At 54.9% G+C, this 26,823-nt stretch carries 23 protein-coding genes; 9 read left to right on the top strand and 14 right to left on the bottom strand.

The genetic code is table 11. The annotated features are described in order from the left end of the window. Positions 1-15: 15 nt before the first annotated feature. Positions 16-276, bottom strand: a complete 261-nt coding sequence (locus tag HALDL1_00905; protein ID AHG05696.1) for a hypothetical protein — start codon at positions 274-276, stop codon at positions 16-18. A gap of 855 nt (positions 277-1,131) precedes the next feature. On the opposite strand from HALDL1_00905, the gene HALDL1_00900 reads away from it, so the two are divergent. Continuing rightward, on the top strand, positions 1,132-1,281 hold the full coding sequence (locus HALDL1_00900; protein AHG05695.1) for a hypothetical protein: 150 nt from the start codon (positions 1,132-1,134) through the stop codon (positions 1,279-1,281). A gap of 268 nt (positions 1,282-1,549) precedes the next feature. Here HALDL1_00900 and HALDL1_00890 read toward each other — a convergent pair whose 3' ends face one another. Next, a complete protein-coding gene (locus tag HALDL1_00890; protein AHG05694.1) occupies positions 1,550-2,173 on the bottom strand; it encodes a hypothetical protein in 624 nt (207 codons plus the stop codon). Between the two features lie 85 nt (positions 2,174-2,258). Continuing rightward, positions 2,259-2,921 carry an integrase gene (locus HALDL1_00885; protein ID AHG05580.1) on the bottom strand — a complete coding sequence of 221 codons (663 nt, stop codon included), beginning with the start codon at positions 2,919-2,921 and terminating at the stop codon, positions 2,259-2,261. A gap of 191 nt (positions 2,922-3,112) precedes the next feature. On the opposite strand from HALDL1_00885, the gene HALDL1_00880 reads away from it, so the two are divergent. Then, positions 3,113-3,565 (top strand): hypothetical protein, encoded by a 453-nt coding sequence (locus HALDL1_00880; protein AHG05693.1) that lies wholly within the window; start codon positions 3,113-3,115, stop codon positions 3,563-3,565. Between the two features lie 424 nt (positions 3,566-3,989). On the opposite strand, the gene HALDL1_00875 is transcribed toward HALDL1_00880, so the two are convergent. From HALDL1_00875 to HALDL1_00865, 3 genes are read right to left on the bottom strand one after another with little or no spacing between them, the layout of a single operon-like run. After that, positions 3,990-5,291, bottom strand: coding sequence for a hypothetical protein (locus HALDL1_00875; GenBank protein AHG05579.1), 1,302 nt, complete (start codon positions 5,289-5,291; stop codon positions 3,990-3,992). Positions 5,292-5,293: 2 nt separating this feature from the next. Continuing rightward, positions 5,294-6,262, bottom strand: coding sequence for a hypothetical protein (locus HALDL1_00870; protein ID AHG05578.1), 969 nt, complete (start codon positions 6,260-6,262; stop codon positions 5,294-5,296). Next, entirely contained in the window at positions 6,255-6,956 is a 702-nt protein-coding gene (locus tag HALDL1_00865) for a hypothetical protein (protein ID AHG05577.1), read from the bottom strand. The genes HALDL1_00870 and HALDL1_00865 overlap by 8 nt, the downstream gene beginning before the upstream one ends. A 364-nt stretch (positions 6,957-7,320) precedes the next feature. On the opposite strand from HALDL1_00865, the gene HALDL1_00860 reads away from it, so the two are divergent. Continuing rightward, complete coding sequence (locus HALDL1_00860; GenBank protein ID AHG05692.1) at positions 7,321-7,968, top strand: hypothetical protein; 648 nt, start codon at positions 7,321-7,323, stop codon at positions 7,966-7,968. 1,138 nt (positions 7,969-9,106) lie between these two features. Here the strand turns inward: HALDL1_00860 and HALDL1_00855 are convergent. Next, positions 9,107-10,036 (bottom strand): hypothetical protein, encoded by a 930-nt coding sequence (locus HALDL1_00855; protein AHG05691.1) that lies wholly within the window; start codon positions 10,034-10,036, stop codon positions 9,107-9,109. Positions 10,037-10,187: 151 nt separating this feature from the next. Further along, positions 10,188-10,850, bottom strand: a complete 663-nt coding sequence (locus HALDL1_00850; GenBank protein ID AHG05690.1) for a hypothetical protein — start codon at positions 10,848-10,850, stop codon at positions 10,188-10,190. Positions 10,851-11,362: 512 nt separating this feature from the next. Here HALDL1_00850 and HALDL1_00845 point away from each other — a divergent pair. Further along, complete coding sequence (locus HALDL1_00845; protein AHG05576.1) at positions 11,363-12,442, top strand: transcription factor TFIIB; 1,080 nt, start codon at positions 11,363-11,365, stop codon at positions 12,440-12,442. Between the two features lie 215 nt (positions 12,443-12,657). After that, a complete protein-coding gene (locus HALDL1_00840; GenBank protein AHG05575.1) occupies positions 12,658-13,257 on the top strand; it encodes a hypothetical protein in 600 nt (199 codons plus the stop codon). Positions 13,258-13,271: 14 nt separating this feature from the next. Here HALDL1_00840 and HALDL1_00835 read toward each other — a convergent pair whose 3' ends face one another. From HALDL1_00835 to HALDL1_00815, 5 genes are all read right to left on the bottom strand, one after another. Continuing rightward, the gene (locus tag HALDL1_00835; protein ID AHG05574.1) at positions 13,272-13,439 is read right to left on the bottom strand and encodes a DNA-binding protein; all 168 of its coding nucleotides are present in this window, start codon (positions 13,437-13,439) and stop codon (positions 13,272-13,274) included. Positions 13,440-13,636: 197 nt separating this feature from the next. Beyond that, a complete protein-coding gene (locus HALDL1_00830) occupies positions 13,637-13,864 on the bottom strand; it encodes a hypothetical protein (protein ID AHG05573.1) in 228 nt (75 codons plus the stop codon). Beyond that, positions 13,861-15,495, bottom strand: a complete 1,635-nt coding sequence (locus HALDL1_00825) for a hypothetical protein (GenBank protein AHG05689.1) — start codon at positions 15,493-15,495, stop codon at positions 13,861-13,863. Before HALDL1_00825 ends, HALDL1_00830 begins: the two co-directional genes overlap by 4 nt. Before the next feature lie 253 nt (positions 15,496-15,748). Further along, on the bottom strand, positions 15,749-17,272 hold the full coding sequence (locus tag HALDL1_00820) for a hypothetical protein (protein AHG05688.1): 1,524 nt from the start codon (positions 17,270-17,272) through the stop codon (positions 15,749-15,751). Between the two features lie 426 nt (positions 17,273-17,698). Next, entirely contained in the window at positions 17,699-18,526 is an 828-nt protein-coding gene (locus HALDL1_00815; GenBank protein ID AHG05687.1) for a hypothetical protein, read from the bottom strand. 227 nt (positions 18,527-18,753) lie between these two features. On the opposite strand from HALDL1_00815, the gene HALDL1_00810 reads away from it, so the two are divergent. The 4 genes from HALDL1_00810 to HALDL1_00795 all read left to right on the top strand — a co-directional run bounded on the left by HALDL1_00810 (position 18,754) and on the right by HALDL1_00795 (position 26,131). Next, positions 18,754-20,745, top strand: coding sequence for a DNA methyltransferase (locus tag HALDL1_00810; protein AHG05572.1), 1,992 nt, complete (start codon positions 18,754-18,756; stop codon positions 20,743-20,745). Between the two features lie 1,340 nt (positions 20,746-22,085). Next, the gene (locus HALDL1_00805; GenBank protein ID AHG05571.1) at positions 22,086-25,043 is read left to right on the top strand and encodes a type I restriction endonuclease subunit R; all 2,958 of its coding nucleotides are present in this window, start codon (positions 22,086-22,088) and stop codon (positions 25,041-25,043) included. 57 nt (positions 25,044-25,100) lie between these two features. After that, a complete protein-coding gene (locus HALDL1_00800) occupies positions 25,101-25,481 on the top strand; it encodes a hypothetical protein (protein ID AHG05686.1) in 381 nt (126 codons plus the stop codon). A gap of 101 nt (positions 25,482-25,582) precedes the next feature. Then, a complete protein-coding gene (locus HALDL1_00795; GenBank protein AHG05570.1) occupies positions 25,583-26,131 on the top strand; it encodes a TATA-box-binding protein C in 549 nt (182 codons plus the stop codon). A gap of 221 nt (positions 26,132-26,352) precedes the next feature. On the opposite strand, the gene HALDL1_00790 is transcribed toward HALDL1_00795, so the two are convergent. Continuing rightward, a complete protein-coding gene (locus tag HALDL1_00790) occupies positions 26,353-26,682 on the bottom strand; it encodes a hypothetical protein (GenBank protein AHG05685.1) in 330 nt (109 codons plus the stop codon). Positions 26,683-26,823: the final 141 nt, after the last annotated feature.

The raw sequence follows: 26,823 nt of genomic DNA, 5'->3' as shown, positions 1-26,823 counted from the left end.
GAGTCGTGATGTCGGTTACCCGTCAGTCTGTTCTGCGAGGAGTTCCATCGCCCGGTCCTCGCCAACTTCGTCGATGAGCTTCGAGAGTTTCTCGGGAAGCTCTCGGGATTCGATGCTCCACATATCCGGATTTCGGGCGACTTCAACCTCCTTCTGTACCGCATCGAGGAAATCATCAAACGCCGACTCGGGGACTGTTGGGGCCCGGTTGGCAAAGCGGCCGTTTTTTTGGTAATAGCACACGCGCACGTGTGGTTCGTCGCTATCTTCGGGCATTACTGTCTGGGCCTCAAAACGTCCTTTCTTGCCGAATTCGTGGAATGGTGTTCGGTGCTTCACGTCGTATTCCATTGTCTTGCGTGCCTATCCGCGTAGTATGCAATTGGACTTAAAAGTTTCTAACTAGAGGATCGGGAACTCTTAGAAATTTCTTAGAAATAGTGCGGTGGTGATTAGTAAATTTGAGGAATATCAGAGCTCGTCTGATACGGACCGGTCGTTGTAATCGTGTACTTCCTATAGGAAAATCTATAGTATTTCCTATGGCAATCACTATAGATTGGTCGTACGGCATCAAGACGGATGGTTGGTGGAGTTGACGAGAGGAACGGACCTCTTGGATCTAGCACTCGATTGTTCAGTTTATCCTGATCGACCATACTTTCCGAGGAGTGCTACCCCACCCATACCCACTGCTACAGCTACTGCTCCAGCCTGAGAGACACCTGCTATCTCAGCGAGTGCTAATACGAGTTCGGCAGTCAACGCGACTAGTTCTCCAGGATTCCCGAGGGGAAGGCTGCCAGCCGGCAGTAGTGTTGAAATGACACCAGCAAATAGAGCGTATCCAGTCTCACTCCAAGAGAGGACGGTAGCTGGTGCAACTATGAGCGACGCAATCAGTGCAGTGACGATCGCCCAGCCAATCGGTGGAATCTTTTCTCGCACATTATGTATGTCGTAATCGGGGGTATTAAAGCCTGTGACGCCTGAAAACGGCACTTTAGCCCCTCTCCAGGGGGTGGTTCTTATCATATTAATACGCGCGCGTGCGAAAAGCGTCAGATTTCTTCGATTGTTTATAAACCCTCACCAGGAATCGGGGGGACGAACGTATCCCTCGTCAGGAAGATGTTCGTCTGGGACGATCTTTGTCATCTTTTTCCCAGCGACGTGGTCGATCCACCACCCCTCATTTTCAACCAGATGGATTACCTCCTCAGCGAGGTTCGGGTAATTGATCTCAAAATAGAACTCGTTACCGAGATGTCGGAGACGTAGTAGGCAGGCTGGTTGATTTATCTCCCAGACCTCAAGCCGTCGATTCTTTGGTGCATCTCGACGAAGTCCACCAACTCGCTTTGCCGTCGTAACCCCTCCATCACGGGCGAGGATTGCTGACCCCAGATAGCGATTGAAAGGTTCAGCGTGCTTGAACTCGAAATCCCAGTGATCCGGCTCTGGATATACCTTGCTCAGATCAGTCATACAGGCGTGTTCCCCAGACTAACTAATAATTCTGTATCTGCCTGATGTCGAGCTATCGGGGCTACTCGTCGTCGGTATTGTGGAATACCTCTGGATAAGTAATCTCGCCATTAATCGGGTGAACGCCGCCGTAGTCGAAGAGACACATATACTCTTGCTCTTCATGAAACCCGATATTTTCTGGGGCATCCTCGACCTGCCATCCTTCCTCTGCTAACCAATCTTCGATCCGGTCAGGTGCATCCTCGTCGACGTAGTATTGTTGTCCGTTTTGAGCGTACGCGAGGTCCCCTGAGATCGGCGAGACGGGTGTTACGCGCTTCATGATGATCCACCGGTAGTCGTTGTCCCAGACATCGACTGGTGCAAACAGATCGGCATCACTGCCACCGTACGCCTGATTCCAGATCGTTACCTCTTGGTAATTCTGCCGGTTTGGTGATCCACAGATTTTGGCGACGTAGAACGTTTCGTGTGCCCAGTCGTCGAAGTAGAATTCGGTAACGTACCTGTCGGGAAACGGGATTATTTCTCGTCCTCGACTCCCGCCCGTGAACGGTTGGAGTCCTCCCCGTTCGAGATGGGTTCGCAACGCGTCGGGCCCCTTGTTCCATACGTCACAGATCTCCTCGAGTAGTCTAATCCCATCATCCGTGATGGCATAGTGTGCATTTGGTGCAGTCACTGTATTCCTCCCTGCCTCCTCGGTGCGCAGCAGAGTCTCTGTGCGATACTGGTAGGAATGTCTTGCGTATGGTTTTGAACCCTCATTAGATCGTGCGGAAGTGATCGTACTCCCGGAGCGTCGTCTGGAGGGAGGCATGTCGGAGCCGGTTCCGAACGAAGTAGATATCGAACCGGTCGTCATCGCGCTCGTGCAGGAGCCGATAGGCGAGACTGTGGCGCAGCACGTGGGGGTGGACGTCATCGGGATCACCGCGGCCGAAGTCCCCATTCTCGTATTTGTAGGGATGGACGTCGGCTTCGACCGCAGCGCGTTTGACGAGATTCCGAACTGACCGCGTCGTGATCTGCTCTTTCTGACGGCTCGGGAAAATATAGGGGCTCTCTTTCCATCGATTGTCGAGGTAACTGTTCAGAGAGCGTTGTGTGCCCAACCTCCCGTCGATGTCGAGCTCGAGGTGGTGGGACCGTGGCCAATCTGAGCGGCCGTTGTGACTCGATTTCTGGATCTCTTTCGGGAGATAGAGCTCCCCCTGGTCACGCAAGTACATATCGACCGTCAGCTGCGTGAGTTCCTCGTTGCGGAGCCCGGTGTCTGCGAGTAGCGTAATGATCGCCTCGTTGCGCTGTCGGAGGTACTTGGCCCCGGTGTCGATCGCCACATCGCGCATCGCGTCGACCTGGTCGGGCGTGAGCCAGACGTCGGCCTGTTCGTTCGACTGAGTTTCCGAATTCGTATCGGCGGACATCGGTTTATATACGGTTACCTGCGAGAACCCGCGCCAGCCACTTTGAGTTTCCGACTCCATTAACAAAGTCGGAAACTCGGGTTGACGACGAGGAACTGGTTCGCTTTTCCAAACTCAGGATAGACACTACTAATCCTCTCCTCGCAAACTCAGGACAAACTTTATACTATGGGTGTCCGAACAGAGAGGTGATGGTTGGAACCATTAACTTGGACGAAGATCTCTATCGAGAACTCGGCCAGTACGGCAACCGAGACGAGTCGTGGAACGACATTGTGGCTCGAGTGCTGGAGCATCTCGACGAGGAGGCTGCCCGCGAGGATCGAGAGAACCGCACTACGACATTCAGCAGAGAACGACCTGACGGAGGAAACCCTGCGGCTCGGGCGTTGGAAGACGGAACTGTGGTGCGGCACCGATACAACCGCGGTGAGTACGATGGCCAGACGGTTGAGGCGACGGTACGAGGCGGCCACCTCGAGTACGATGGTGAATTGTGGAGCCCGTCGGGGGCCGCCCGCGAAGCGGATCGGGACGTTCGTGGGACAGATGCTCGCGATAGCGGGTACCGCGGCCCAACGTGGTGGGAGTTCCAAGATGAGAGTGGGGACTGGGTTCCGCTCAACACGGCAACGTCGGAGTAGTCCCGTTTACCGGCCGTATTCGGTGCATTTTACCGGTCGACTGGGGGACCAAGACAGCCACAAAGCCTGCCACTGTCTCCATTTCGTACTGATCGACGAGCTCTCCACGGAGACGCAGTCTTTTTTAGGATTTTCGGCTCTGTTGAAATCCTCACTTGCTGATAGTTATTGAGGCCGTGCTGAATATAGAGGGTGTATTTCGCAAGGAACCGGACCGACGTTCAGCCGCGAAAGGAGTCAATCCACAAGATTTTGATTTCAGTCATCATATTTATAATTCGTTGCTCAGGGAGACTTGTGGTCCGATTTTAAAATAATTCCTCCCAACGCTCACCGTACACCGCTATAGTGTTGCCTGCTGGATATTTTTTGCCACTGGTAGAGGACTTAGATAACCGATTGAGGTAGCAATAATGAGTAAATATCAGTTTTCTATAGACTCTTCGGTCAGATCCTCAGCCCTTGTCTCACCGATATTGTCTACTTCTTCTACCAAGGTTTCTGGGTCCGCGTCGTAGAGGTCTTGGGGTGTTTCTATACCGAGGTCGTGGAGTTGATCGACGTTGTTCTCAGTGATCCCATTGAATTGGGTTAGCTCGTCGCCGTACTGGTTCTGGATCAGGGATTCTCGGTCAGTGTATTCGCCGTAGAGATCGACGATGGAGCTTCTGAACTCCTTTCGAGTGTTCTCTCTTTTATCGGGTCCAAGATTGCCGGGTTCGTAGCCGTCGTCACGGCGTTCGTATTCCTCGACGATGGAGAGATCAAAGGTGGTCTTCGGGTTTTGTTTGAACTGAAGCTCGACTTCTATGGAGTCTGTTGAGTCTAAGCCGTCGAATAGAGCCCGAACCGAGTTGAAGTAGAATCCGCTGTCCAAGCAGTCCTGTACGAACTGGTTTTCTCTAAGGCCGCTTCCTTTGAATACAGCGTCGGTAATGCCTCGGAGCTGTTCGTCTAGTTCTTCTTCAATCTCCCCTTCCTCCTCAAACTCGGCTTCCTCTTTTTCTAAGACACCACCAGTCTCTCCCTTTTGTTTAATCCCAAGCTCACGCACTTGTTCAAATCTCCATTCACTTGGTGCATCCTGGAGGAAGGTGTTGAACATCTCGACACTGTCCTCTGCCGGAATCGTTTCCAGGTTGAAATTAATTCTCTTGATGCTCGGCTTCCGTTCTTTGAGCCTCTTGCTTTCCCAGTCGTCGAAGAAGTCGCTCGCTGCGTTGAACTCGTCTGCGTAGCGGTACTCTTGTGTCCCTTGCCAGACCTCTTCGTCATCTGTCTGCGTGAGGGAGACCGTGATGGAACGTGTCTGAGTGTTTTGCAGCGGTCGCCGGGACGGGCTGCGGTCCTCGTACTGGAGGTTGATATCGAAGCCGTTGTCGGTGCTAGCTACGCTCTGGACCTCCAGTTCTTTGTTCTCGTTGTACTGGTAGTCAGTGTTGATCGTCCTCTCTAGATCCTGTACCAGGTCCTCTTCCTCGGATTCAGTCTCGAAAATGAATGCAGTTGCCTTCTTGCGTTTGTCTTTCTCCAGAACGTCTTCTTTCAGCGAGGTTGTCCGGTCGTACCCGAGGTAAATTCGGCGTGTGAGGTTGGCGAGATCCTCTGTTTCACCGGAGTGTACTAATACGTGGGAGTGCCGCCGGAAGAAGCTCTGTGCTTTGTCTCGTCCGTATTTTTCTTCGACAATACTCTTGTAGTCCTGATCACTGGGATACTCCTTCATACTTAGTCCTCCGTGAGGTCTTCTGCGTAGGATTTGTACTCTACCTGTGGCAGCTCGCTGAATCGAAACTCCTTGTCTGGCGGCAGGATGTTCTCCAGCGAATCAACGGCTGAGTCGTAGGTCTCGTCGGCATTTTCGCCTCCGTTAGGTAGATACGAGTATACCCATACTTCGTCGGTGTCGAGCCCGTCGTTATCGCGCAACGAGTAGTACAGGAATTCCAGACTGTCTTGATCAATCCCGGCGGAATTGAATACGATGCTTACGTCGGTTGTGTCGGTATCAGTTCCGTTAAGCTCTGTTTTCTGAAGTTTGGCGTACACGTAGTCGGAGAACAGGTACTCAAAAGAGATCGTGTCACGGCGTTTGGGGGCGGCTCTCGGTTCCTGAAGAGATGGATAGTAGAAGTCGAGGTCGGCTTCTACAATGTCCTCGCCCTCGGTGTGCGTCTCTTTGATTTCCCTGTATTTGTTCTGGATGCTGGCAAGACGGTTCAGTTCTCTATTTCCGAGGATTAGAATGTGGCTCGGGCCTCCACCTCTCTTGACCTTACAGCTTTCCACGTAGGCCTGGAAAGTTTCGTGGTCGTACTCGTCGTCGTTGGTGAAGGCTCCGAGGATTGCCGTGTCTCTCCGTCTGTTCTCGTAGTTGTTCAGCTTTTCATCAAAGTCCTCTGACCTAGTGGAACACTCTAGGGCTGTCCGGACTTGCTTGGCGTCGCTCTGCAATGAACTCGGACCCCAGCTTTCCCACTGCTTGGATTTTGACTCCACAATGACGCCTCTCTCGGCGGAGAGGTAGGGGTCCTCATACGCCATATAGCCGTCAATGCCGTGTTCGTCTCTGTCGTGTTTCCGGGAGGCGCACTCGATATCCCTTCCACCACCGATATACTCCCAGTTGAACTCTTGCAGTAGAGCAATCAGCCTATCTTCGGCTCTGTTGCCGGTGTTGCGGACTTCTTCACCCATCGTATGCCTCCCGAGTAATTTCCTTTACTTCAGACCACAGCGGGTCCTCCGACTCCAGGCTGGAGTACAGCCTCACGGTACCACTCTGGAAAAATCCGAACGTCGCTTCTTGTGACGGGGTCTTGATGTTTGCTCGCAGGATGGTGATGTCACTGCTGTGTGAGTCGATCAGTTCGCGGATACGCATATCCCCGACATCTTTGATGGTGTACGTCCCGGAGAGGCCGCCCTCTGCCTCGAAGTTCTGTATGCGTATACTGGACACGTCAATCGCCCACTCCTTGTCCTGTAGATTTGCGTACACCCTGTCTACCGGGAGCTGTGTCTCGGTAATTGGGAAACTGAAGTCGCTTGCCTCACCAATCCTAGAGATCAGCTTGCTCGTATCGCTTTGATCGGAAAAAATAGAGAGGAGTCCGATATCAAAGTCAAGCTGGAAAGGTATCAGCAGTGTCTGCTCAACTTCCCTGTCTACAACCTGCTGTGTGGATGCGTCAAAAGTCTCTGTCTTGACAGGGGTCTTCTCAACGAAGTATCCGCCAATAGCTATTTCACCTGATTCGGAGATGTTGAACCCGTACGACCGGCTCTCTGAGAACTCTAGGCTTTTGAGCCCGTCAAGAGCTGCCTGATGATGTTGCCTACCCGGCTCCAGTATCGCCAGATTGGCGTTGAAAGGTGACTCTGTAATCACGACGTCTCCTACCAGCGTTGCCTCCTAAATATCCCTTGTCACTAAAACTACTGAGCGGCACTCAAATGGCTTGTCATCAGTCAGGGCGCTGCATACGCGCGCTGTATTCAGCATGCTGCTCCTCTCAATCTTCAAAGATTTCGGCTCTGTTGAAATCCTTCAAAGTTGATATTGAGGAGAGCTACTGTTCCCACCGGTTTTCGTAGATACGGTTAGAAACGAGCCTCTCAGCAAATCGCAAGGTGTGAAGAGAGTTTCAACAGAGCCGGGATTTCAACGGAGCCGGATTTTCCAAATTGAGAGGTGACGTGCGAAGCAGAGTCAGTAACAAACTCTTGTACCCTGGACAACCTATTCCAGTCTAATGCCAGTCGTGGACTTTGAGGACGGGATTCCGTTACCAATCGGGACACAACTGAATACACCGGGGAGGAGAGTCCATGCACATCCACTCATACGCCTGCTGGCGGACGATATCGAGGTCCGTTCTTCGACCAAGAGTGGGTGGCCCACAATTATCCTTGGGGAGCAAGATGACTCTCGCATCGGGGTTGCGGTGGACTATCCTGGAGACTGGCACGAAGGTCCAATTGACGAGATCAACATCGTGCTAACGGAGGACCAGAACTGGTCAGCTGTCGTCGCCTTTCGGAACCAGAGCACTGCTGTAGAGGGCGGGAATTACGAAATCGACGATTACGAGGGCTACGAACTCCACGAGTGGGACCCTGGAACCCACCCAGAGGTGATTGAGGATTGTGTTGACCGAAAGGTGACTCCAATATTCTATACGGCAGATGCACCCGACCGCTACTACGCTCATGCCTATCAGCAGGCCAACTCCTACAGGATACTCAAGAGGATGTTCGGACTCTCTCGGTACTCCCAGATAGAGGATCGGCAAGAACGGCTGTATACTCTCATCGTCTCTCGGGACGTCCGGTGGGAAGAGAAGGACACGAGTATGCAAGAATTGGCGAAGGATATTCTGAACCAAGATTCCGACTCATAGTTTCCTCGGCTTTGCAGCACCTTGTGCCAAGATATTGAGACACTCCCTCTCGTATAATCGATTCACTTAGCTCACCGTCAGTTTTCCTAGTTGCGGTTTACCACTAATTTCGTCGATGTTGTCCGAATAAGGCCCTAAATCCTGGTTTCACAATTAGAATTCCCTCCGCTAGTAAACGGAGCTATTCTGACTATGATTGAGTGTGGAGTCTCTTTATAGAGCAGTGTAGCTTCTGGAGGTTCCGTGGGCGGTGCCAACGATCTGATAGCGCTGGTCGCCTCGTTCCAGTAGGAATTAGCCCTTAGTGACGACGTCAGCTGTGATTGCCACGAGAGCGCGAATGAGAAATGGTCCAGCATGGCCTCCAGCTATTCTGCCGTGTACAGCAGTTTCAGCCTGTGTAGCGGAAGGAGGAATCGTGTTACGGCATCGACAGCGACAACGGCTCAGAAACCTCGAAATCGACAGAGAGAATTCTGTTACGGCAATCACTGAGATTGCCGTAACGAAAACGCAGTAGGGGACGTTGCCGTGCGCCCGTATTAGCCGTCCTCGATCCCGATTACGCAGACTTGGCATTTCTGTTACGGCAAAAACCAACTAGTATAGATGGGGGGTTCCTCGTTGGAACCAAGGCATTGGATCGGCGGCTACCTGCAGATAGGAGTTTGTCGTCAACGGCGGCCGAAGCTCCGGAAACGGTGGAGGGGGAAGATAATTAACCAACAATACCGAGACTGGACCGGGATTGTTGGTTAACGCGTTACCTTTGAATCCTGATTGCCTCTGGGTCGATGGTTCAATTTCGTCTATTCTGGTTCCGTTGTGGCCTCCAACTGTGACCGGACCGCGGTTCGTATCACGTCGGATTCATACCGACGCACATTCAGCGAGCGGGTCTGTTTTGAGGCGCATGAATCGTAGATTTTCGGTCAATCTGGGGCTTGTACTAGATGATTTGGAGAAGACCGACGCACTTCGAAAACCGACGCACATTGAATACGCTCTGACGCACTCTTACAGCGTTTTTCCTCGTCTCTAAACTCGCTATTTGGTGTGCGTCGGTCGTGGTTTGCGTCCAGATAAAGAGACGGTACGAACTTCAGGCGCCAAGTGGCTATCTCAGTAATCTGGGAGGTCAGACGGCGCGTTGGTCAACGGCTGTGTTGTAGATGTTCTCATCGACGTAGTCGTACGCTGGATCCTCCCGGAGTTCGTCGAGGATTGCGCGGTCGCCGATGGGGGCGATGTGGTCGCCGTCGAATTCGAAGTCCCAGAACATGAGCTTCGAATACGTGGTGAAGGCGTCGAAGCCGGGGTTGTAGCACTCACCAACCTCACGCTGGGCGCGTGCGAGTGGGGTATTCTTGTTGATCTTCCCGTTACGGAGGCTGATCAGGTCGCGGTCGATGAGGAGGTTGATGATCTTGTAGGCGGTGCTCCGGCGGGGGAATACCCAGAATGCGGCGCCCGTGTAGTGAGGGGCGTCGTGGTAGCCGGCGTCGCGGAGTTTTTCGAAGTCGTCGACGACGGCGTCGTAGTTGTTTGACTCCCGTTCGACCTCGACGCGGACGCGTGGCTCGTGGTCGTCTTTCGAGTACGCGATGACGTCGAACGTCTTGGCGGGGTCGAACTCGTCGATCGACTGGTAAGTGCGGACACCCCGAGTGTTATAGCCCACTGCGATGTTGCGGAGATACATATCGGCGAGCTGGACGCCGATTCGGTGGGTGATCGATTCGTTGGGATCGGTGTCAAACTCCTCGAAAAACGTAGGGACAGCTGCTTTTCCCTTCTCCGTGAGGCCCCAGTAGTTCCGTCGCATCACGGTTTCCTGGGTGATGAACCCCTTCTCCTCGAGGTCAGCAAGGTCAGCGTCGCCGATGGCGATTTGGTCGTCGTCTGGCATCGGCTGCGGGAGGAGATAGTCGTCTTCTATCCCGCTCGTGATCTCAAGATCGTCGAAGCCTTCGGGTTGGCCAAGGTACATCCGCGTAATTCGGTAGAGGGTGAGTTCCTCATCGTAGGTGAGTGCCTGTTGGAGATCAATGTGCTCCCAGCGGGACATACGTCTGTGTTGGTAGCGGGGGGCTTAATGACTTCTTGACGGGCGCGACGGCGACAATAGCGTTTGCGTTAGGAAATCCTATAGGAAGGACTATATCGATCTAATACCGCCAGCTATTGCGATTCCCATTCATTTCTGTTCCGTCAGCGTTCTACAACAGATAGGGTGCGTACGGGCCGAAGGCAATGAGCACACCACTCAGTACGTGCGGCCACTCGTTCGAGAGTTTCCAGTTCTCGATTAGCAAGTGCAGATACCACATTCCGAGTACCAACAGGAGGCCGGAGGTCTGAACCACGACAAACGGGAAGGGTTCCACCAGCTGGGGAATGACGACGTCAATGAGGAGACCTGCGCCGACACCGACGCCGAGAATGAGCAGGAGCGCACGTTCTTTGGTTTGGAGCGTCTGACGACTCCGAAACGAGACGTCGCTCGTACTGTAGGCAAAGTGCGTGAGCATCCCCGCGCCGACCCCTTTCAACGCCATCAACAGCAGATCACGCAACTGTGTGAACCCATCAAGTGAGGCGAGTAGTTGATTCAGTGCTCGAATGTCGAGGAGCGAGATGAGGACGACAGTGAGGCCGATTCCGAGCGGCCACACGTGTTCGACGTCGATATAGTCGCTGTCCTCGGCCGTCGACATAATCGTATCATAGAGACCCGACATTCGCGTGCTGATAGCGAGCACGTCATTGTAAAGCATCGTCGTCGAAAGCCCTCGGCCGTTTGGCATCCCGCGACCCACGCGAGACGGCTTCGCCCTTTCTGAGTCCGCCAGGATGGCGGCTGGCGCGGCGAGCGTCGACATCAGTTGGCTGGATGGTTCGTGACGGCACGCACCGCGCGCCGCATTCCGCCCTCCGCATCGCTCGCGACCGACCATTCCGGGCGTGCGGGCGCTCTCCGCACCGCGAGCGCCCGTTCCGGGCTAAAGTGAATCTGGTCTCGACGCCAGCATTAAGCGCGTTTTCGGTTGCGCCCCTCGCGGGCTTTCGCGTTCCAGCGCTTTGGGCCGTTCCGCGCGGCGAGCCACACCACGGCTCGCCGTGCTCACGACCGTCGCTCTGGACACGAACCCGCAGTCCGGGCCGGACGCGAGAAACGGCTTAAAGCTGGCCGCTTGCTCCGGGCGGTTCGGCGCGCGGTGCTGGTTGGGTGGCCTTCCTTGGGCGCGCTCTCGCTCGCGCCCACAGGGCGCTCGCGAAGGCGCGAGCGAGAGCGCGCAGTCGTGACTGGTCGGTCGTCGACGTCGAGGAAATCCCGTGCAGGAACACGGGGGGTCGGGCGCGGTGGTGAGCGCCTTCAGGTGCTAACACACCAATGTCAAGTAACTACGCGAGCGAAAAGACGGTTTCGGATGTACAGACTACAACTACTGAGCAGCGTAGTCGAAAGACTACAGTTGAGCGCGAGCCGTCGGGACGGTCGGCCTGTCCCGAGTGTGAGGGCCAGGTGATTACTGCAGACGAGGAGTCGTTCTGCAGGGATTGCGGGTTGGTTGTCGCCGACGAGTGGGTCGACCTGAGCCCGACGCTGAACGATCTGGGCCTGATTGGGAACGCCGATCAGAGCATCGAGACGGTGGACCCACTGCGGACGGACAATGGCCTTCACACGAAGATTGGGAAGTCGACTGACGGCCACGGTAATCCCCTGAGCAATGAGCAGTGGAAGAAGTTCCAGCGTCTCCGGAAGTGGCACAGGCGCTATCAGTTCGGCGAGAAGCGCAAGCGGACGAAGCGCCTCAACGAGGGGCTTCGGGACATCGAGATGATCGGTGGCAATCTGGACCTGCCGGACTACGTCATCAAGATGGCGGCGAGATACCTCCGGAGCGCTTCGGAAGCGCGGCTTCCGGGCGGGCGGATGGCCTGGGAAGCACTCGCTGGCGGCGCCGTCCTAGTCGCGGCACGAGCGTCTCCCATCAATCGCGACGAGATCGATGTCGCGGTCGCGATGTACACGAAAGCGCCCCACGAGCGGGTGTGTGCTGCAGCGCGGAAGATTCGGTGTGAATGTGGGTTCGATGCACCACTCATCAGGCCGAATGCCGTGATGGAGGTCGTCGACGCGCTCGATAATGACGCGATCCCCGGGGCGCGCGTCGTGCGGACGTGGCGGCTGGCCCAACACCTGATGAGACTTGGCGATCAGGTGCCGGTCGGGCCGGGGACGCCACGGCTGACCGTCGCGGCGTCGGCGCTGTACGCGGCGGATCGCCTGCTCCCGAGCAAGCATCTCACCCAGGGGCAGGTCGCCGAGGCGTCAAGCACAGTCGTGCCGACGTCCCAAAATCGGATCGCGAGGTACAGTCGTGAACTCGTCAACGCCTACAAGGACGAACACGGCACCGATAACCCGGGTGTCGGCCTCGAGGAAGAGCGAAACACCCTGCGCTGAGCGGGGCTCTCCCCGTTTTTACTGGCGACCACCGCCCGTGAACGCCCCTCCACCCCACCCACCGCTCCGTGCTCGCTCCCTGCGGTCGCTGCGCGCGCAGCCACAACCTCATTGACGCCAGTCAGGAGTCTCGTAAACGGGGAGGGAGACGATGTGTGGTTTGTCGCGTCCAAGAGGGACGGAGTGAGAACTGAATGAATTCCATCCCGTCGTTCATGGTCGATAGAGAAACTGCAGCGACTCTCCGAGAATGGTTGTTCGAGAACGCCGTTGAGAAACACGGAGAGTCTGATATCTCCGAGCCGCTTGCCAATCTGGCGGCAGCAATCGATGGCGAACTCCACGAGCAGGCGGAGGCCGTTGAACTCGGTGCATCGGCACGGACGACCCCACCAACTTCCCGAGACGCGTCACTTGACGACCGTGCCTCTGTCGATAATCACCCACCCGATGATGCAGACTTTCCAGCTGAGCCCGCTGCCTTCGATGCCGATGCCAGTGAATCAGATCACATCTACGACACGCTTCCCGATTCGGCTTGGCAGCTCGGTCACGACCAGCCCGTGACGAATCAGGACAACTCACCGACGACGTCTTACGACAAGAAGAAAGCGACGTCGAACCCCCACATACGGCAGCAAAACCACCATCCGCAGGTCCGGTATCGTACCTCATACGAGTGCTCCGTGTGCGGAGAGATCCGCGAGTTAGAAACCTCGCTTCGGGTTTGCGCGTTCGTCGACGAGTGTGTGGGTTGTGGAGCGGTTGCTCGCTTTACCGCGGTCGAGATTCCTACGCCGCTCAGTGAAAGCTAACCGAAGCGCGTCTGTTACAGGTCGCGCGATTGGACCGTCTTCCGGTCGTTCGCCTCAGCCCGTCGCGCAGCATCCTCAAGCAGTTCAGCGACTTCGTCGTCCAGCGCCTCGTAGAAATCCGCCGAAACGTTGTTCTCGTCGAGTGCGTCCTTTACAGCCGATTTGACGATCAGGTCTGTCATACACTCCTCATTTCTGCTATCTCTCACATAAGCGTAGATATTCGCTTGCGGCTATCGACTGTGATTCGTCGATACAGCGGATCACGCGGGAACAGTGGCGGGATCTTACCAAACAAATGGGTGTATTGTAGATGTGCAGTTTGGTAAGAGGGTGCAAATACGCACCACAGATTGGACAGCAACGTGAGAACAAGACCTCAGGGTGGCCGGAGATCGCGCCACCGAACATCCGTTTCCGTCCCGTCGTCCAGCTGAATACGGTACAGCACGGCGTCGCGATCATCGCCCGTGACAGCGCCGGCGTCGTCCTCCAAGATAGCGACGATCTCGCCGTGATACCCGTGGAGTCGGCTGAAGTCCGGATCTGTCTCATCAGGGATATCGATTCGGACGCGATCACCCATTTTAAACTGATATTCCGTCATTCTCGCTCCTGAAGGTACTCCGTTCGTTCGTGGACGTCTTTCTCGAACTCGACGAGCCACTCCTCGAATGGTGTGTCTTCCTCTTCAGTGTTGAGGAACCACTCGATGAATCCCTTATCTGTCTCTGTTGACGTCGGATCAACCGTTCGAACTGAGATATTTTGTCCCTCCGGCTGTTCGCCTGCTTTCAGGAGTTCGAATGCCCTATCGACGATAGTTGGGTCGTAATCCCGTCTAAGGAGTCCAAGATTGTTCGTCCACATTCCGAGGCGGCCGTCCTCGAGCTGGTCAACACGATACGCGAGCTGAAGCGTCGTCATACAGCACAGCGTCGCCAGATTGTCAATACCAGCATCAGCAGCGCACTGCGTGATCCGCTTCCAGCCATCGTCGATCGATCCCTCAACAAATGGGTACTCCTCTTCTGAGACGCGATACCGTAGAACCGTCTCTGTGAAGCTGGCGTATTCGCGCCAAAAGTGCCGGAGGGACTCAGCTTCATCTGGGAGCGTCCACTTTCGTCCTTCAGTGGGGGAGATCCAATTGATGTCCTGGTCTCGTACAGCGGGGCCGTATCGATCGACGAGTGCCTCGAATACCTCACCAATTTCTCGACTGTAGTAGTCCCCGACGAGGTGGTAGGTCACGTTCGAATCCGGTCGGCGTCGCAAGAGAAGCTTCATTTGGAAATTTAGTGGATGGAAGACCGCTCGAAATGTCGAGTAATCGGCGTCGCTTGCTGTGGCTTTCGTCAGTTCGAGTAGTGACTCTTTGACCGGGCCTCGAAGGCGGTTCCCCTCCCAGGTCAAGGGAGCCGCATCGAACGCGTCTCCGAGTCCCTCAGCAGCGTCCTCGGCGATGTCAGTAAAGCCGCGGTCGAGCCCATCGAGAGCGACCGCCTCGACATCGTCGACTGCGTCCGAAACCAGATCGTATTGCTCGTGGGTGTATGCCTGCTCCAAGATCGGCGAGATATACTCGGTTAGGACCTCAGTTGAAACAGCAGATGCGTACTGTGCGGCGTCTTCCTCGGAGTGTTCGCTTTCGAGGTGCTCGAACGTCTGGGTGAGTACCGTCCGAAGTCCGTCGATCCCCTGTTCTGCGGTTTGGTATTCGCCCAGCTCGATCGCCCGAGCAATCGTTCGGTACAGTGGGCGAATCGGATGTACCTCGATCTCGTTGAACGCCGCAACGGTCGCTGGAAGGTATTCGTCGGGTGCGAGTTCCCGCTCGACCAACACGGAGATGAGGTCGTCAGGTGAGCTGCGCTGGATCATCAGCCGGATAAATCGATAGAGCGCAAACGTTGAGACCGCAGCAAGCGCAAACGCGATCCCGACGACTGCGTTCATTAGGCGGCTGTTCTGTATCGGGAGGAGATAGACGACGAGGAGGTTGAACGTGATGGCGCTGACGAAGAGCGCGAACGTCGTGCGGAACAACGGCTCCTTGACAAAAAGCGAGGTGAGGCGAGCCGAATATCGCGTCACAACGAGTTGCAAAGCGACGACAGTCACGGAGAACACGATTGCCAGAACTGAGGCTTCTGCCGTCGCTAGGGTCGTCAGTAGCGCCCTGATATTCTCGATCTCAACAGCCGGGTTGAGGAGAGCAGTCAGCGTCGCGACCACTCCAGCCGCGGTAAGCGTAAGGAGGGTATAGCGAACTACGACGGAATGAGCCCACGCCGAAAGCCTTCCTCGCCAATTCCGATTACTCATAAACTCGGTCTCATACAGGTCTCCTCACCACCCCTACATAATTCTGTGATGTCTATTCCCCGTATCTTACCAAACATAATGCAGGCAAGTTCCGGGTTATTTGGTAAGACAAGAGTATTCCGTCAACCCTGACTGCGATGTTGAATCCCGAGCTAATGCAGCCTTAGCGGCCAATCAACGTACGTAGGAGCGTATGCAGGATCGATTTCTGATTTTCCTCAGCCATCTCGTCGATCCTCGAATCCACTATCGTTTGATTGATAGCCTGAATTGAATCGCGAGGTGTGTCCAGTAACGCCGAATAAGCGATGACAACCTGCGCCAAGTACCAGCGAACTTCTTTGAGATACGCCCGAGTCTCATTCGGGCCAGGATAGTCGCCAGACAACTCCTCAGAGAGACTCGCATCGTTGTGGACAATTCGGTTCCGGATGCGTCGTACTTCCTCTAAGAACGTCCGCACCTCATCAAGATCACAGTCATCCTGGTCACTGAGGAGAGCTGCAGCCCGGTTTGGGAGCGTTGAGCCAGGATCACCACGGATAAGCGTGGTTTCGAAGCCGAGAAAGGCATCTACGATCTGGTCTTCGGACGTCGACCGCTCGTACATTCGGTTGAACCGAGTGAGGCACCGATAGAGCGTATTCGACGTCTCATCTTCCAACGTGCAGTACGGCCCGATTCGTTGCCAGTGCTCACGGAGGACGTCTTGCTCGGCTTCCGGGAGTTCAATTGAGTCACGGTGGAATGATTTCCCGCGCTGCCCGAACTCCGGAATGATCACTCGGTCGACGTCGGCGCTGATACCGCGATACGTCTTCCAGGAGTCACGGAGGAGATATCCCGGGCCAAGCCCAGCGTACTCTTTCGGGGCCCAAAGCCGGAGTGCCGTAACGACCTGTTTCGCGATCACGGCCGCTTCAGAAAGCGCTTGATTTCCAGTCCAGCTGAGGTCGAGGCCCGTATGCTCGGAGTTGTGTTTCGTGGGACGATGGGTGACTTCGAACTCGACTTCGAGAGTCGTCGCCCACCCGAGTCGTTTCTGGGTTTGATCCGGTTGAGTAATCATACCGGGCGTGCCGTACGTCTGCATCGCCGTCATCTCGAAGTCAGGAATCTTTGAGAGCAGGAGATCGTCCGTGAGAGACGCCACATACTCGCCGTTATCGACCGAATCTTCGAGGGGCTCAAGCGTTAGCTGAAATCCATCCCTGATATCGTCTGGTCGCAGGATCACTCGCGGGAGGGGGAACACGACTCGGTGGACGTGAGTACTCGCGTAGAGGGGTGCGAAGTGATCCTCGTAGGCGGTGTCAAAGGCGTCTTCGTCGAATACCACGTCGCCGGCGTAATCGAGGGTGAGCTTCGCGACTTTAAAGATGCGTTTGACGTGGAGAGTCCGTTCTACGTCATCCCGACGATGCGGACAGAATGAGAGCCCGTCGTCGATGAGTAATTCGGCTAGATCACTGAAATAGAAGCGTTTGAACCGGTTCGTATCACGGACGATTTTCGACGGCTGTTCGACGGTGTACTCGTGTTTCCGGTCGCGAAACGTATTGGATTCGGTGATCGTCGTCGTGGGGAGTTGCTCGTAGGCATCCTCCGTATAGTCCTGAACGTCCGCGACGAAGGACTCAACCGCGTCTCGAATACGAGGATACGCCTGTGCCGCCGGTGAATCCATCTAATCTAACGGTGTGTAGTCGGTTCTGTGATGTATATCTGCGGTTGTCTTACCAAATGATGGCTAGAGAGTAGGGGAGAAGTTTGGTAAGACCAGACGAGTACACGGTCTCCACCGAGGGCGAAATAAAGTGGTTGGGCAGGGTTATTTGCTCTTCTCGCTCAGTAATCCCTAGCCGTCGCATACGACAAATCGGCATCACTGACCGAGGTACTGTAAAGCGCAGAAAATGAAGGACAACTTCTAATAGGATGCCCCCACACGTACTAGGTGGAGCGCCGCAGGCACCGGCGTTTGAAGCCCGTCGCACCGCTCCTGCCATCCCGGTAAGACGCGGTCCGAACGGGGACGCACCACATCACAATTGCGTCCTCGGACAGGTCCCGCGTGGAAACGGGGGTGGAGGCGGGAATCAGTGCCCTTTCACTACTGCTCAGCAAGCCACGTAGCGACATCGCTACACCCCATTGCCTCGAGCCTCCCTACAACAGGTTGAACGCCATCACTCTCCGGAGGTGGAGCATGGGTCTTCCCAAATATTCCGTGAAACCAACAGCTGACGCGCTCCCGGACGGAATGCGCATATCGCTGTTCGTATGTTGCCCGTCGAACCTCTCCTTCGCCACGCGCAACAGCGGAATATCCACGTCCCCATCGACCTTTCCGAGATTCCTGTGTCGTCTCCAGTATCATCTCAACTGGTCCAGCGACCGAGGCTGAAGAGAGAGCTGTAGGATTCGCCGCAATGGTATCTGCGACAACGCCAGCAACAAGGTCCGCCAACAGGAGATGTGGATAGTAGAGCTCTGACTGGGCACAGTTTGTGATTGACGGCGGAACCACGTCGATTGCAACGGCAGTCTGATACAGCTGGCCTGCTCTACCCTGGTCACCGTCGACGATGGCTATCGTGTCGTCGGTAGTCACACTCAGTTCGTCAAGGAGGATCGCGGAGTGGACTGCCTCAGCAAATGGAAGCTTGACGTCGTCCTGATGAACGCAAATACCGACCTCCCCGTTACACCGAAGAAGGAGCTCCTGAACCTTCTCAGGAGGGAGTGAAAGGTCACGGCTTTTCGTCCGGAACGGCAGATAGCCGTCATCATATATCGTCTGATAGAGGTCATCCAGGAGTGTGGCTTCCTGCGTCCGATTGAGAAGAACACCGACAGTCACCACGAGATCCTGTCGGTCTGTGGCGTCAAACCCGATAGATCGAGGGTGCGAGTCCTCATCCACAATGAAATCCTGCATTCGTGCGTAACTCAGTCTGTGAACCGTGGGGTAATGAAACAGGTCGGAACAGTGGTCATCGCTCCTCGATATCGATGAGAAGAGATGAGCTCTCTCACCGAGTCGCCGATCTTCTCTTCGGTAGAGTCAGTATTGCCGGATTGTGTGAAGTGAATCGACGTCGATAGCGGGCCTTCTCAGTGAATACTCCGTGGCGTTTATCATACACACTTACCTTCCACCGTACAATGGTCGATAACTTCAACGAGAAGTCGGACTTTATCTGGTCTATTGCAGATCTTCTCAGAGGGGACTACAAGCAGTCGGAATATCAAAAGGTCATCTTGCCGCTGACTGTTCTTCGACGACTCGACTGCGTTACTGAACGGAATCAGGAAGCGGTACTAGAGCGGTACGAGCAGCTTCAGGAACAAGGTATCGAGAACGTCGCCCCCTCGTTGAAGAAAGCCGCCGATGCACAGGTGTACAACACTAGTGAGTACACGTTTGAATCGCTCTGCAACGACCCCGACGACATCGCGGAGAACCTCCAGTACTACATCAATCAGTACGACGAGGAGACGAAGGAGATCTTCGAGAAGTTCGAGTTCAACCACCAGATCGACCGACTTGCCGACGCCGATCTTCTGTACAAGGTCGTTCGGCAGTTTGCTGAAATCGACCTCCATCCCGAGGAAGTCCCGAACGAGGAGATGGGCTACATCTACGAGGAGCTCATCCGGAAGTTCAACGAACTGAGTAACGAGACGGCTGGCGAGCACTTCACGCCGCGGGAAGTGATCGAACTGATGGTCAACCTCACCTTCCAGGAAGACGACGAGGCACTGACCGAACAGAACGCTATCCGAACGGTGTACGACCCCGCCTGTGGGACCGGCGGGATGCTTAGTGTCGCTGAGGAGTACGTCCGCCAGCTCAACACCGACGCGAACCTCCACGTCTTCGGGCAGGAACTCAATCCCGAATCATACGCGGTCTGTAACTCGGATATGCTCATCAAGGGCCAAGAGCCCGAGAACATCATCTACGGGAATTCGTTTACCCAGGACGGCTTCCCGAGCCGGACCTTCGACTATATGCTCTCGAATCCGCCGTTCGGGGTCTCATGGAAGAAGGTCAAAGATCAGGTTGTGCGCGAACACGAAGAGGAAGGGTTCGCTGGCCGCTTCGGTGCGGGGACGCCCCGGACCAACGACGGTGCATTCCTGTTCCTCCAGCACATGTTGAGCAAGATGAAGTCGCCTGCAGAGGGTGGCTCCCGTATCGCCATCGTGTTCAACGGCTCGCCCCTGTTCAATGGCGGACCTAACAGCGGGGAATCAGCTATCCGGCGCTGGATCCTCGAAAACGACTGGCTGGAGGGAATCGTCGGCCTGCCGGAGAATCTCTTCTACAACACGGGAATTCGGACCTACATTTGGGTGCTCTCGAACAATAAGCCGGAGCGCCGGAAAGGCAAGGTCCAGCTCATCGACGCACAGGACCTGTACGCCGAGATGGACGAGAGTCTGGGCGAGAAGCGCCACGAACTCACGCAAGACCATATCGACGAGATCTCCCGTATCTTCGGCGATCTGGAGGCCAACGGCCGCTCGAAGGTCGTCTCCACCGAGGAGTTCGGCTACCGCCGCATCGTTATTGACCGGCCGCTACGGATGAGCTTTCAGGCGACCGAGGAGCGCATCGAGAGCCTCGACGACGAACGGGCGTTCACGAACCGGGACAAAGAGGTGCAGGAAGCGGTCAAAGAGGCGCTCTACGAGTTGGACTCGGAGAGACAGTGGATGGACCGCGACGAGTTCATGAAAGAAGTCGAAGACTGCTTCGAACGGAACGACGTCGACGTCCGCAACAGTGTTTATAACGCGATAGAACGCGCGTTCGGCGAGCAGAACGAAGACGCCGAAATCGTCACCGATAGTAAGGGGAATCCGGAGCACGATACCGATCTTCGCGACCGCGAACGGGTGCCATTAGGGACGGATCTGCGGGAGTACTTCGAAGAGGAGGTGCAACCCCACGTGGAGAACGCGTGGATCAACGAGAGCAGTAAGTACCACGACGATCAGGATGGCGAATTGGGAGTTGTGGGCTACGAGATCAACTTTGACCGCTACTTCTACGAATATGAGCCGCCGCGGCCGCTAGAGGAAATCGACGCCGACATTCGTGAACTGGAAGACGAGATCGTCGAGCTGCTGAGCGAGGTGACGGAGTAATGGATGGACAGGCGAACATCACGGAATTCACTGACGGTACAGAGAAATCGAACGAACCGGAAACAGTCCGTCTAAAGCATCTCGCTCGAATCAACCCGACCAAATCGGAACTCTCGGATCTTGACCCGAAGACAGACGTAAGCTTCGTCCCGCTGGAGGATTTCGGGACAGATGGCGAAATCAAAGATACTGAGACACGCCCACTGGAGGAGGTGTATGATGGCTATACCTACTTCCGGGAAGGAGATATTGCGATAGCGAAGATTACGCCGTCCTTCGAGAACGGGAAAGGGGCGATCTGTCGAGGACTAGAAAACGGAATCGGATTCGGAACGACTGAATTACATATTTTGCGGCCGCGTGAGGGGGTTAGTACGGAATTTCTCTGGTATGTTCTTCGATCGAAGCCCTTCATGGACGAAGCGGTAACCGCGATGCGGGGGGTTGCGGGACAAAAAAGAGTGCCAAGTTCATTCATAGAGAACTTCGAGATACCGCAAATTAGATATGACCTCCAACAGCGGAAAGCGGCCCGATTGGACAAGAAAATCTCGAATATCTATCAAGCAATAGCTGTTGGAAACCAATTAAAAGATCTACTACAACAGAAAAGGCTATCAAAAATATGGGAAGAGATAACCTGTTCAAATGGCTCCGAGGGACAGATTCAGACAGATATCCCTTGGTTGGGGAAAATACCCAAAAGCTGGGATGTCGCCAAAGTGGGATGGTACTATGATATACAGCTGGGAAAAATGTTGGATGCAGCTGAGATATCTGGTGAGCACCTAGCGCCATATCTCCGAAACCAAGACGTACATTGGTGGGACATCAACACGGAAGAGCTCCCCAAGATGGACTTCACAGAGGATGAGAGAAACCTCTACCAGCTTGAGCAGGGAGACGTTCTCGTATGTGAAGGCGGGTTTGGTTGTGGTGAAAGTGCTGTTTGGCGCCAAGATACCGAGGGGGTGTATTATCAAAAGGCCTTACATAGAGTCCGTGCAAATGATGGCAATCAAATCCCGGAATTCTTCTGCTATTTCATGGAATTTGCTGTGAAAACGGGGATATTCTCTGCGAACTCTAACCAAAGTACAATAGACCATATCACGGTTGAAAAGCTCTCCAACCAGAAAATGCCGATACCTCCGAAAAGAGATCAGCAAGAAATAGTAAATCGCTTATCAAAGATGTCTACTGAAGTGAATAGCTCAATCTCAACCATCAATAATCTACTTTCGAAGTTATCTGAGATGCGTGAGTCAGTAATCACAGCCGAGATCACGAACCAGATTGATGTGTCTGAAGCGAAACATGGAGGATAAGATTGGATTCATATGAGTAAGCAGTACGATGAAGCGGCCTTTGAAGACGAGATTGCCGCTTCTCTCCTCAAACGCGGTTACACACGCGTTCCGAACAGTAAGTTCGACGCCGAACGGGGCATCTTCCCTGACGAGGTCATCTCGTTCGTCCAAGAAACCCAGCCGGAAGCCTGGGAGCAACTGGAGACCGCTCACAAGGGCAGCGCTCGCGAGCGCTTCCTCCAGGAACTGACGAGCGCCCTCGAACGACAAGGCACGCTCGAACTACTGCGTCATGGTCTTCGCACCACCGGCACTAAAATCGAGCTCGCGACGTTCCAGCCCAACACGGGGATCAATCCGGAACTGCAGGCTCGCTACGAAGCAAATTGCCTCGGTGTCACCCAACAGCTCCACTACTCGGCGACGAATTCGAATCTGAGCGTGGACCTCGCACTGAGCGTCAACGGCATCCCCGTCGCAACAGGCGAACTCAAGAACACCTTTACCGACCAGGCAAACAGGGACGCCCGAGAACAGTACCGCCAAGACCGCGACCCGAGCGAACCCGTCCTCCGATTCAAACGTGGTGCATTGGTCCATTTCGCTATCGACCAGCACGAGATCCACTATACGACCGAACTCGCCGGCGAGGACACCCACTTCCTCCCGTTCAACAAGGGCCACGAGAAGGGCGGTGGCAACCCCCCACGAGAGAACGACCACCGCACTGCGTATCTCTGGAAAGACGTCTGGGCGAAGGACAGTTGGATGGATATCATCCAGCGGTTCATCCACATCGACACGGAGGAGATCAAGAAAGACGGCATCACCGTCGAGGAGGACGAGACGATCATCTTCCCGCGCTATCACCAACTGGAGTGTGTCCGCCAGCTGGTTGCCAGCGCGAAAGAGGAGGGACCCGGCGAGGATTACCTCATCCAGCACTCCACCGGGAGCGGGAAGAGCAAGTCTATCGCCTGGCTGGTTCACCGGCTCAGTTCGCTGCACGACGACCAAGACGATGCAGTGTTCGACGGCGTCGTCGTCGTCACCGACCGAACCGTCCTCGACGAACAGCTCCGGAACACCATCTACGAGCTCGACCACAAGACTGGCGTCGTTCATCCGATCAAAGGCGAGAACCGCTCGAAATCCGAGGAGCTCGCGGAGGCCTTGGAGGCTGGCAAGCCCGTGATCATCACGACGCTCCAGACGTTCCCGTACGTCATTGAGCACGCACAGTCACTTCCGGAGCGGGATTACGCTGTTGTCGTCGACGAAGCCCACAGCAGCCAGAGCGGCGAGATGTCCGCCGAGATGAAGGGCATCCTCTCGGGGGTCGATGAGGAAGATATCGAGGATTGGGAGGACGCCATGGCAGAGAATGCAAAATCTCGGAACAAACAGCCCAACCTCAGCTTTTTCGCGTTTACTGCGACGCCGAAGGCAAAGACCCTGAAAGCATTCGGTGAACCCGATGGAGACGGTGGGCACGAACCGTTCCACCTGTACTCGATGCAGCAAGCGATAGATGAGGGATTCATCATCGACGTCCTCCAAAACTACACGACGTACGAGACGTTCTACAACGTCGCGAAGGTCGTCGAGGAGGACCCACAGGTGCCCGAGCAGAAGGCAGTGAACGCGATATCGCGGTTCCTGAAACTCCACCCGCACAACGTCTCACAGAAAGTTGAGATCATCGTCGAACACTTCCGGAACCACACGCAGCACAAGATCGGTGGGAAGGCGAAAGCGATGATCGTGACGTCCTCTCGCGCTCACGCAGTCCGCTACAAGAAGTCGATTGACGAATATATTGAGGAGAACGGATACGACCTCAGCGCGCTCGTCGCGTTCAGTGGGACGGTCGAGGACGATGGCGGTAGCTACACGGAAAAGGGAATGAATGACGGCATCAAAGAGTCGGAACTCCCCAACGTCTTCGACACGCCGGAGTACCAGGTCCTCGTCGTCGCCGATAAGTATCAGACCGGTTTCGACCAACCGCTCCTCCACACGATGTATGTCGACAAGAAACTCTCGGGGATTCAAGCGGTCCAGACACTTTCTCGATTGAACCGGCAGCATCCCGGGAAAGAGGACACGTTCGTGCTGGACTTCGAGAACGAGCAGGAAGAGATCAAGGAAGCGTTTGAGCCGTTCTACGGTAAGACAACCGTGACGGAGGAGATGGACCCACAACATCTCCAACAGTTAGCCTCTGACCTCGATGCGTTCCGCATCTACGAGCAAAAGGAAGTCGACCGCTTCGCTAAGGTATTCTTTGACCCGTCCAACACGGGGACGGAAGGTACTCATGGAAAGCTCAGCAGTATCGTTCAGCCAGCCCGGGACCGCTTCGTCGCCAAAGAGGAGGAAATCCAGGAAGACTTCCGCTCAACGCTCAGGTCGTTCCTGCAGCTGTATAAGTTTCAGTCGCAGATCGTCAGCTACGCGGATACCCACCTTGAGAAGCTCTACACCTTCGGTCGGTTCCTGTACAAGGAACTCCCGAGGCAATCTCATGACCCTACCGTAGAATTCGACGACGAACTCGCCCTACAGTACTATCGGCTTGAGAAGTCTGAGGAGGGTTCCATCGGGCTCAGCGCGACTGACGGTGAGGTCAAAGGCCCGACAGAGACTGGAACGGGCGGTTCAGAAGCTGATGATGAAGTTGAACTGTCGACTATCGTCGAGAAAATCAACGACAAGCTTGGGACTGATTTCACCGAGGCCGACCAACTGTTCCTTGAGCAGCTCAAGGAAGATGCACTAGAAGACGATCACCTCCAGCGTTCTGCGCGTGCCAATAGTCGCGAAAACTTCGCGCTGGAGTTCGACGATGCGCTAACCAGTATGTTTATCGATCGAATGGACCAGAATCAGGAGCTCTTCGCGGAGTTTATGGACAACGACGAAGTCCAGGAAGCGATTACAAAGCATCTTCGTCAACAGGTGTACCAAGAGAGCCAATCAGGATAAACTTCAGAAAACACTGACAGCAACACAGTCAAGATACGGCCAAGACAGACTCAAACGATGCCGAACGACTACACCGTACTGAACGACTGGGCGGGAAGTGAAGAATCGTCGCACCAAGAGATCGCCGAGCAGTTGCTCCCGAAACTGAAAGAGGAAATGCCCGAAGAGCGGTATGAAGTAGACTTCACGGCGGACCTCCAGCGAGCGGTGATCGACGCCATCACACGAGACCTGTCTGCGAACCTTGCTGGCGAGGACTGGATCGGCATGGGCTTCGACGACCCAGAGGACTTTCTCGATGCTGAAGCCGTTTCTGACGCTATCGGCGAACAGGCTGAATGGTACTTCGAAGACGATCAGACCGGCAAATCGTGGGACATCCTGCAAGTCATTTTTGAGTACGCTGAAGAGTACAACCTCGTTGAGCGGAGCAAGTAGCAGCGTAGAACCGCCAGGTGATCAATCCCCACCACGGTGGGCAGGCTATCCGGTACGCTATTACGCTGATATAAGTATTCTCGATCACGAAGGATTTCACGATGGTACGCGTCGTCAATGTCGTTGCGTCGGGAGCCTTAGACGTCGAACTCGATCTCGCGACCTTCGCACGGGAACTTGACGACGTCGTCGACTACGATCCCGAAAAATATCCTGGAGCCTACGTCCGGTTCGGCGACGGCGAGCCATTGATCACGCTGTACCGTACCGGGAAGTACATCATCACCGGAGCGTCGTCGGAAGCCGAATCTGAACGTCTCCGAGACGAGTTTCTGGTCCTGCTGGAACGTCACGGGATCGTTTCGAGTGCTGAGGATGCCTGGTTCAGTATCCAGAACTACGTGTGCATGGCCGATCTCGAACGACCGCTAAATCTGTCAGCGCTTGCAATTGGGCTTGGTCTTGAGATCACAGAGTACGAACCAGAGCAGTTCCCCGGATTGGTGTACCGCCCCCGCGACCACGAGTGCGTACTACTGGTCTTTGCCACCGGAAAAGTCGTGATCACTGGCGCTCAGGAAATTACGGAGGCCGACACCGCGTTCTCAGCGTTCCGTGAAACAATAGAAACACTGCTTGAGACCGGATAAGCTACACCTCTGTGACTGCGTTAACCAACACAATCACCGAATGAGGACGAATGTTGGTTAATGTCTTCTAGACCCCGGCGAATCGCGGCAGGACACACACCCAAGGTCCGATATGACCTTTACCACATGCTGGCGAATACTCCTAGAAGGGTGTGATACCCTTGCTGTTGAGGGGATTGGCGTATGTACTCAGAGTCAAAATTCATTCAAGCGATGGTCGATCAAACCGGGGCAGTCGCATAGTTCACCAAGAAGCCTATAAAGAAGTAGAGAAATGCAGCAGCAATGACTCCGCCCTTGATGGACTCTTTGGCACCTTGTAGCAGTCCCACAGAGGCGACCAGAGCGGCAACTAGATCAATAGCTATCGCCAGCTGAGATGTCGGCGCAACGGTCATCACGCCAGCGTAGAGGAAACGCGAGAGTTTGTTGGCAGTCTGGACAGTATCCGGCGAACCACCAAGTGAGAGATCAATCGTAGAGAGGAACAAGGCGGTAAATAGGAAGAACGCTGCCAAGCCCCCGGTCTCGATTGCTTCCTCTGCGTTCATATCACCTATATTCAGTACCTCACAAAGCATCCTCGGCTAGCTGTTTCTGCGGCCTGAGTTCTGTGTCGAAGCGGTTGTACTGACGGTCTCGACGAGAGAATTACGGACGGATCGACGGAGAGCTGTCGCTGTCGGCGGCGG

Origin of the sequence: Halobacterium sp. DL1 (assembly GCA_000230955.3) — an archaeon.
GTDB lineage: Archaea > Halobacteriota > Halobacteria > Halobacteriales > Halobacteriaceae > Halobacterium.
The sequence above is the reverse complement of the archived record's forward strand: the minus strand, read 5'-3'. Positions and strand labels throughout refer to the sequence as shown.

Bases quoted from the DNA above. Each gene is read 5' to 3' on its own strand.
- HALDL1_00905 (AHG05696.1), bottom strand. From the start codon at position 276: ATGCCCGAAGATAGCGACGAACCACACGTGCGCGTGTGCTATTACCAA.
- HALDL1_00900 (AHG05695.1), top strand. From the start codon at position 1,132: ATGTTCGTCTGGGACGATCTTTGTCATCTTTTTCCCAGCGACGTGGTC.
- HALDL1_00885 (AHG05580.1), bottom strand. From the start codon at position 2,921: ATGTCCGCCGATACGAATTCGGAAACTCAGTCGAACGAACAGGCCGAC.
- HALDL1_00880 (AHG05693.1), top strand. From the start codon at position 3,113: ATGGTTGGAACCATTAACTTGGACGAAGATCTCTATCGAGAACTCGGC.
- HALDL1_00875 (AHG05579.1), bottom strand. From the start codon at position 5,291: ATGAAGGAGTATCCCAGTGATCAGGACTACAAGAGTATTGTCGAAGAA.
- HALDL1_00870 (AHG05578.1), bottom strand. From the start codon at position 6,262: ATGGGTGAAGAAGTCCGCAACACCGGCAACAGAGCCGAAGATAGGCTG.
- HALDL1_00860 (AHG05692.1), top strand. From the start codon at position 7,321: ATGCCAGTCGTGGACTTTGAGGACGGGATTCCGTTACCAATCGGGACA.
- HALDL1_00855 (AHG05691.1), bottom strand. From the start codon at position 10,036: ATGTCCCGCTGGGAGCACATTGATCTCCAACAGGCACTCACCTACGAT.
- HALDL1_00850 (AHG05690.1), bottom strand. From the start codon at position 10,850: ATGTCGACGCTCGCCGCGCCAGCCGCCATCCTGGCGGACTCAGAAAGG.
- HALDL1_00845 (AHG05576.1), top strand. From the start codon at position 11,363: ATGTCAAGTAACTACGCGAGCGAAAAGACGGTTTCGGATGTACAGACT.
- HALDL1_00840 (AHG05575.1), top strand. From the start codon at position 12,658: ATGGTCGATAGAGAAACTGCAGCGACTCTCCGAGAATGGTTGTTCGAG.
- HALDL1_00835 (AHG05574.1), bottom strand. From the start codon at position 13,439: ATGACAGACCTGATCGTCAAATCGGCTGTAAAGGACGCACTCGACGAG.
- HALDL1_00830 (AHG05573.1), bottom strand. From the start codon at position 13,864: ATGACGGAATATCAGTTTAAAATGGGTGATCGCGTCCGAATCGATATC.
- HALDL1_00820 (AHG05688.1), bottom strand. From the start codon at position 17,272: ATGGATTCACCGGCGGCACAGGCGTATCCTCGTATTCGAGACGCGGTT.
- HALDL1_00815 (AHG05687.1), bottom strand. From the start codon at position 18,526: ATGCAGGATTTCATTGTGGATGAGGACTCGCACCCTCGATCTATCGGG.
- HALDL1_00810 (AHG05572.1), top strand. From the start codon at position 18,754: ATGGTCGATAACTTCAACGAGAAGTCGGACTTTATCTGGTCTATTGCA.
- HALDL1_00805 (AHG05571.1), top strand. From the start codon at position 22,086: ATGAGTAAGCAGTACGATGAAGCGGCCTTTGAAGACGAGATTGCCGCT.
- HALDL1_00800 (AHG05686.1), top strand. From the start codon at position 25,101: ATGCCGAACGACTACACCGTACTGAACGACTGGGCGGGAAGTGAAGAA.
- HALDL1_00795 (AHG05570.1), top strand. From the start codon at position 25,583: ATGGTACGCGTCGTCAATGTCGTTGCGTCGGGAGCCTTAGACGTCGAA.
- HALDL1_00790 (AHG05685.1), bottom strand. From the start codon at position 26,682: ATGAACGCAGAGGAAGCAATCGAGACCGGGGGCTTGGCAGCGTTCTTC.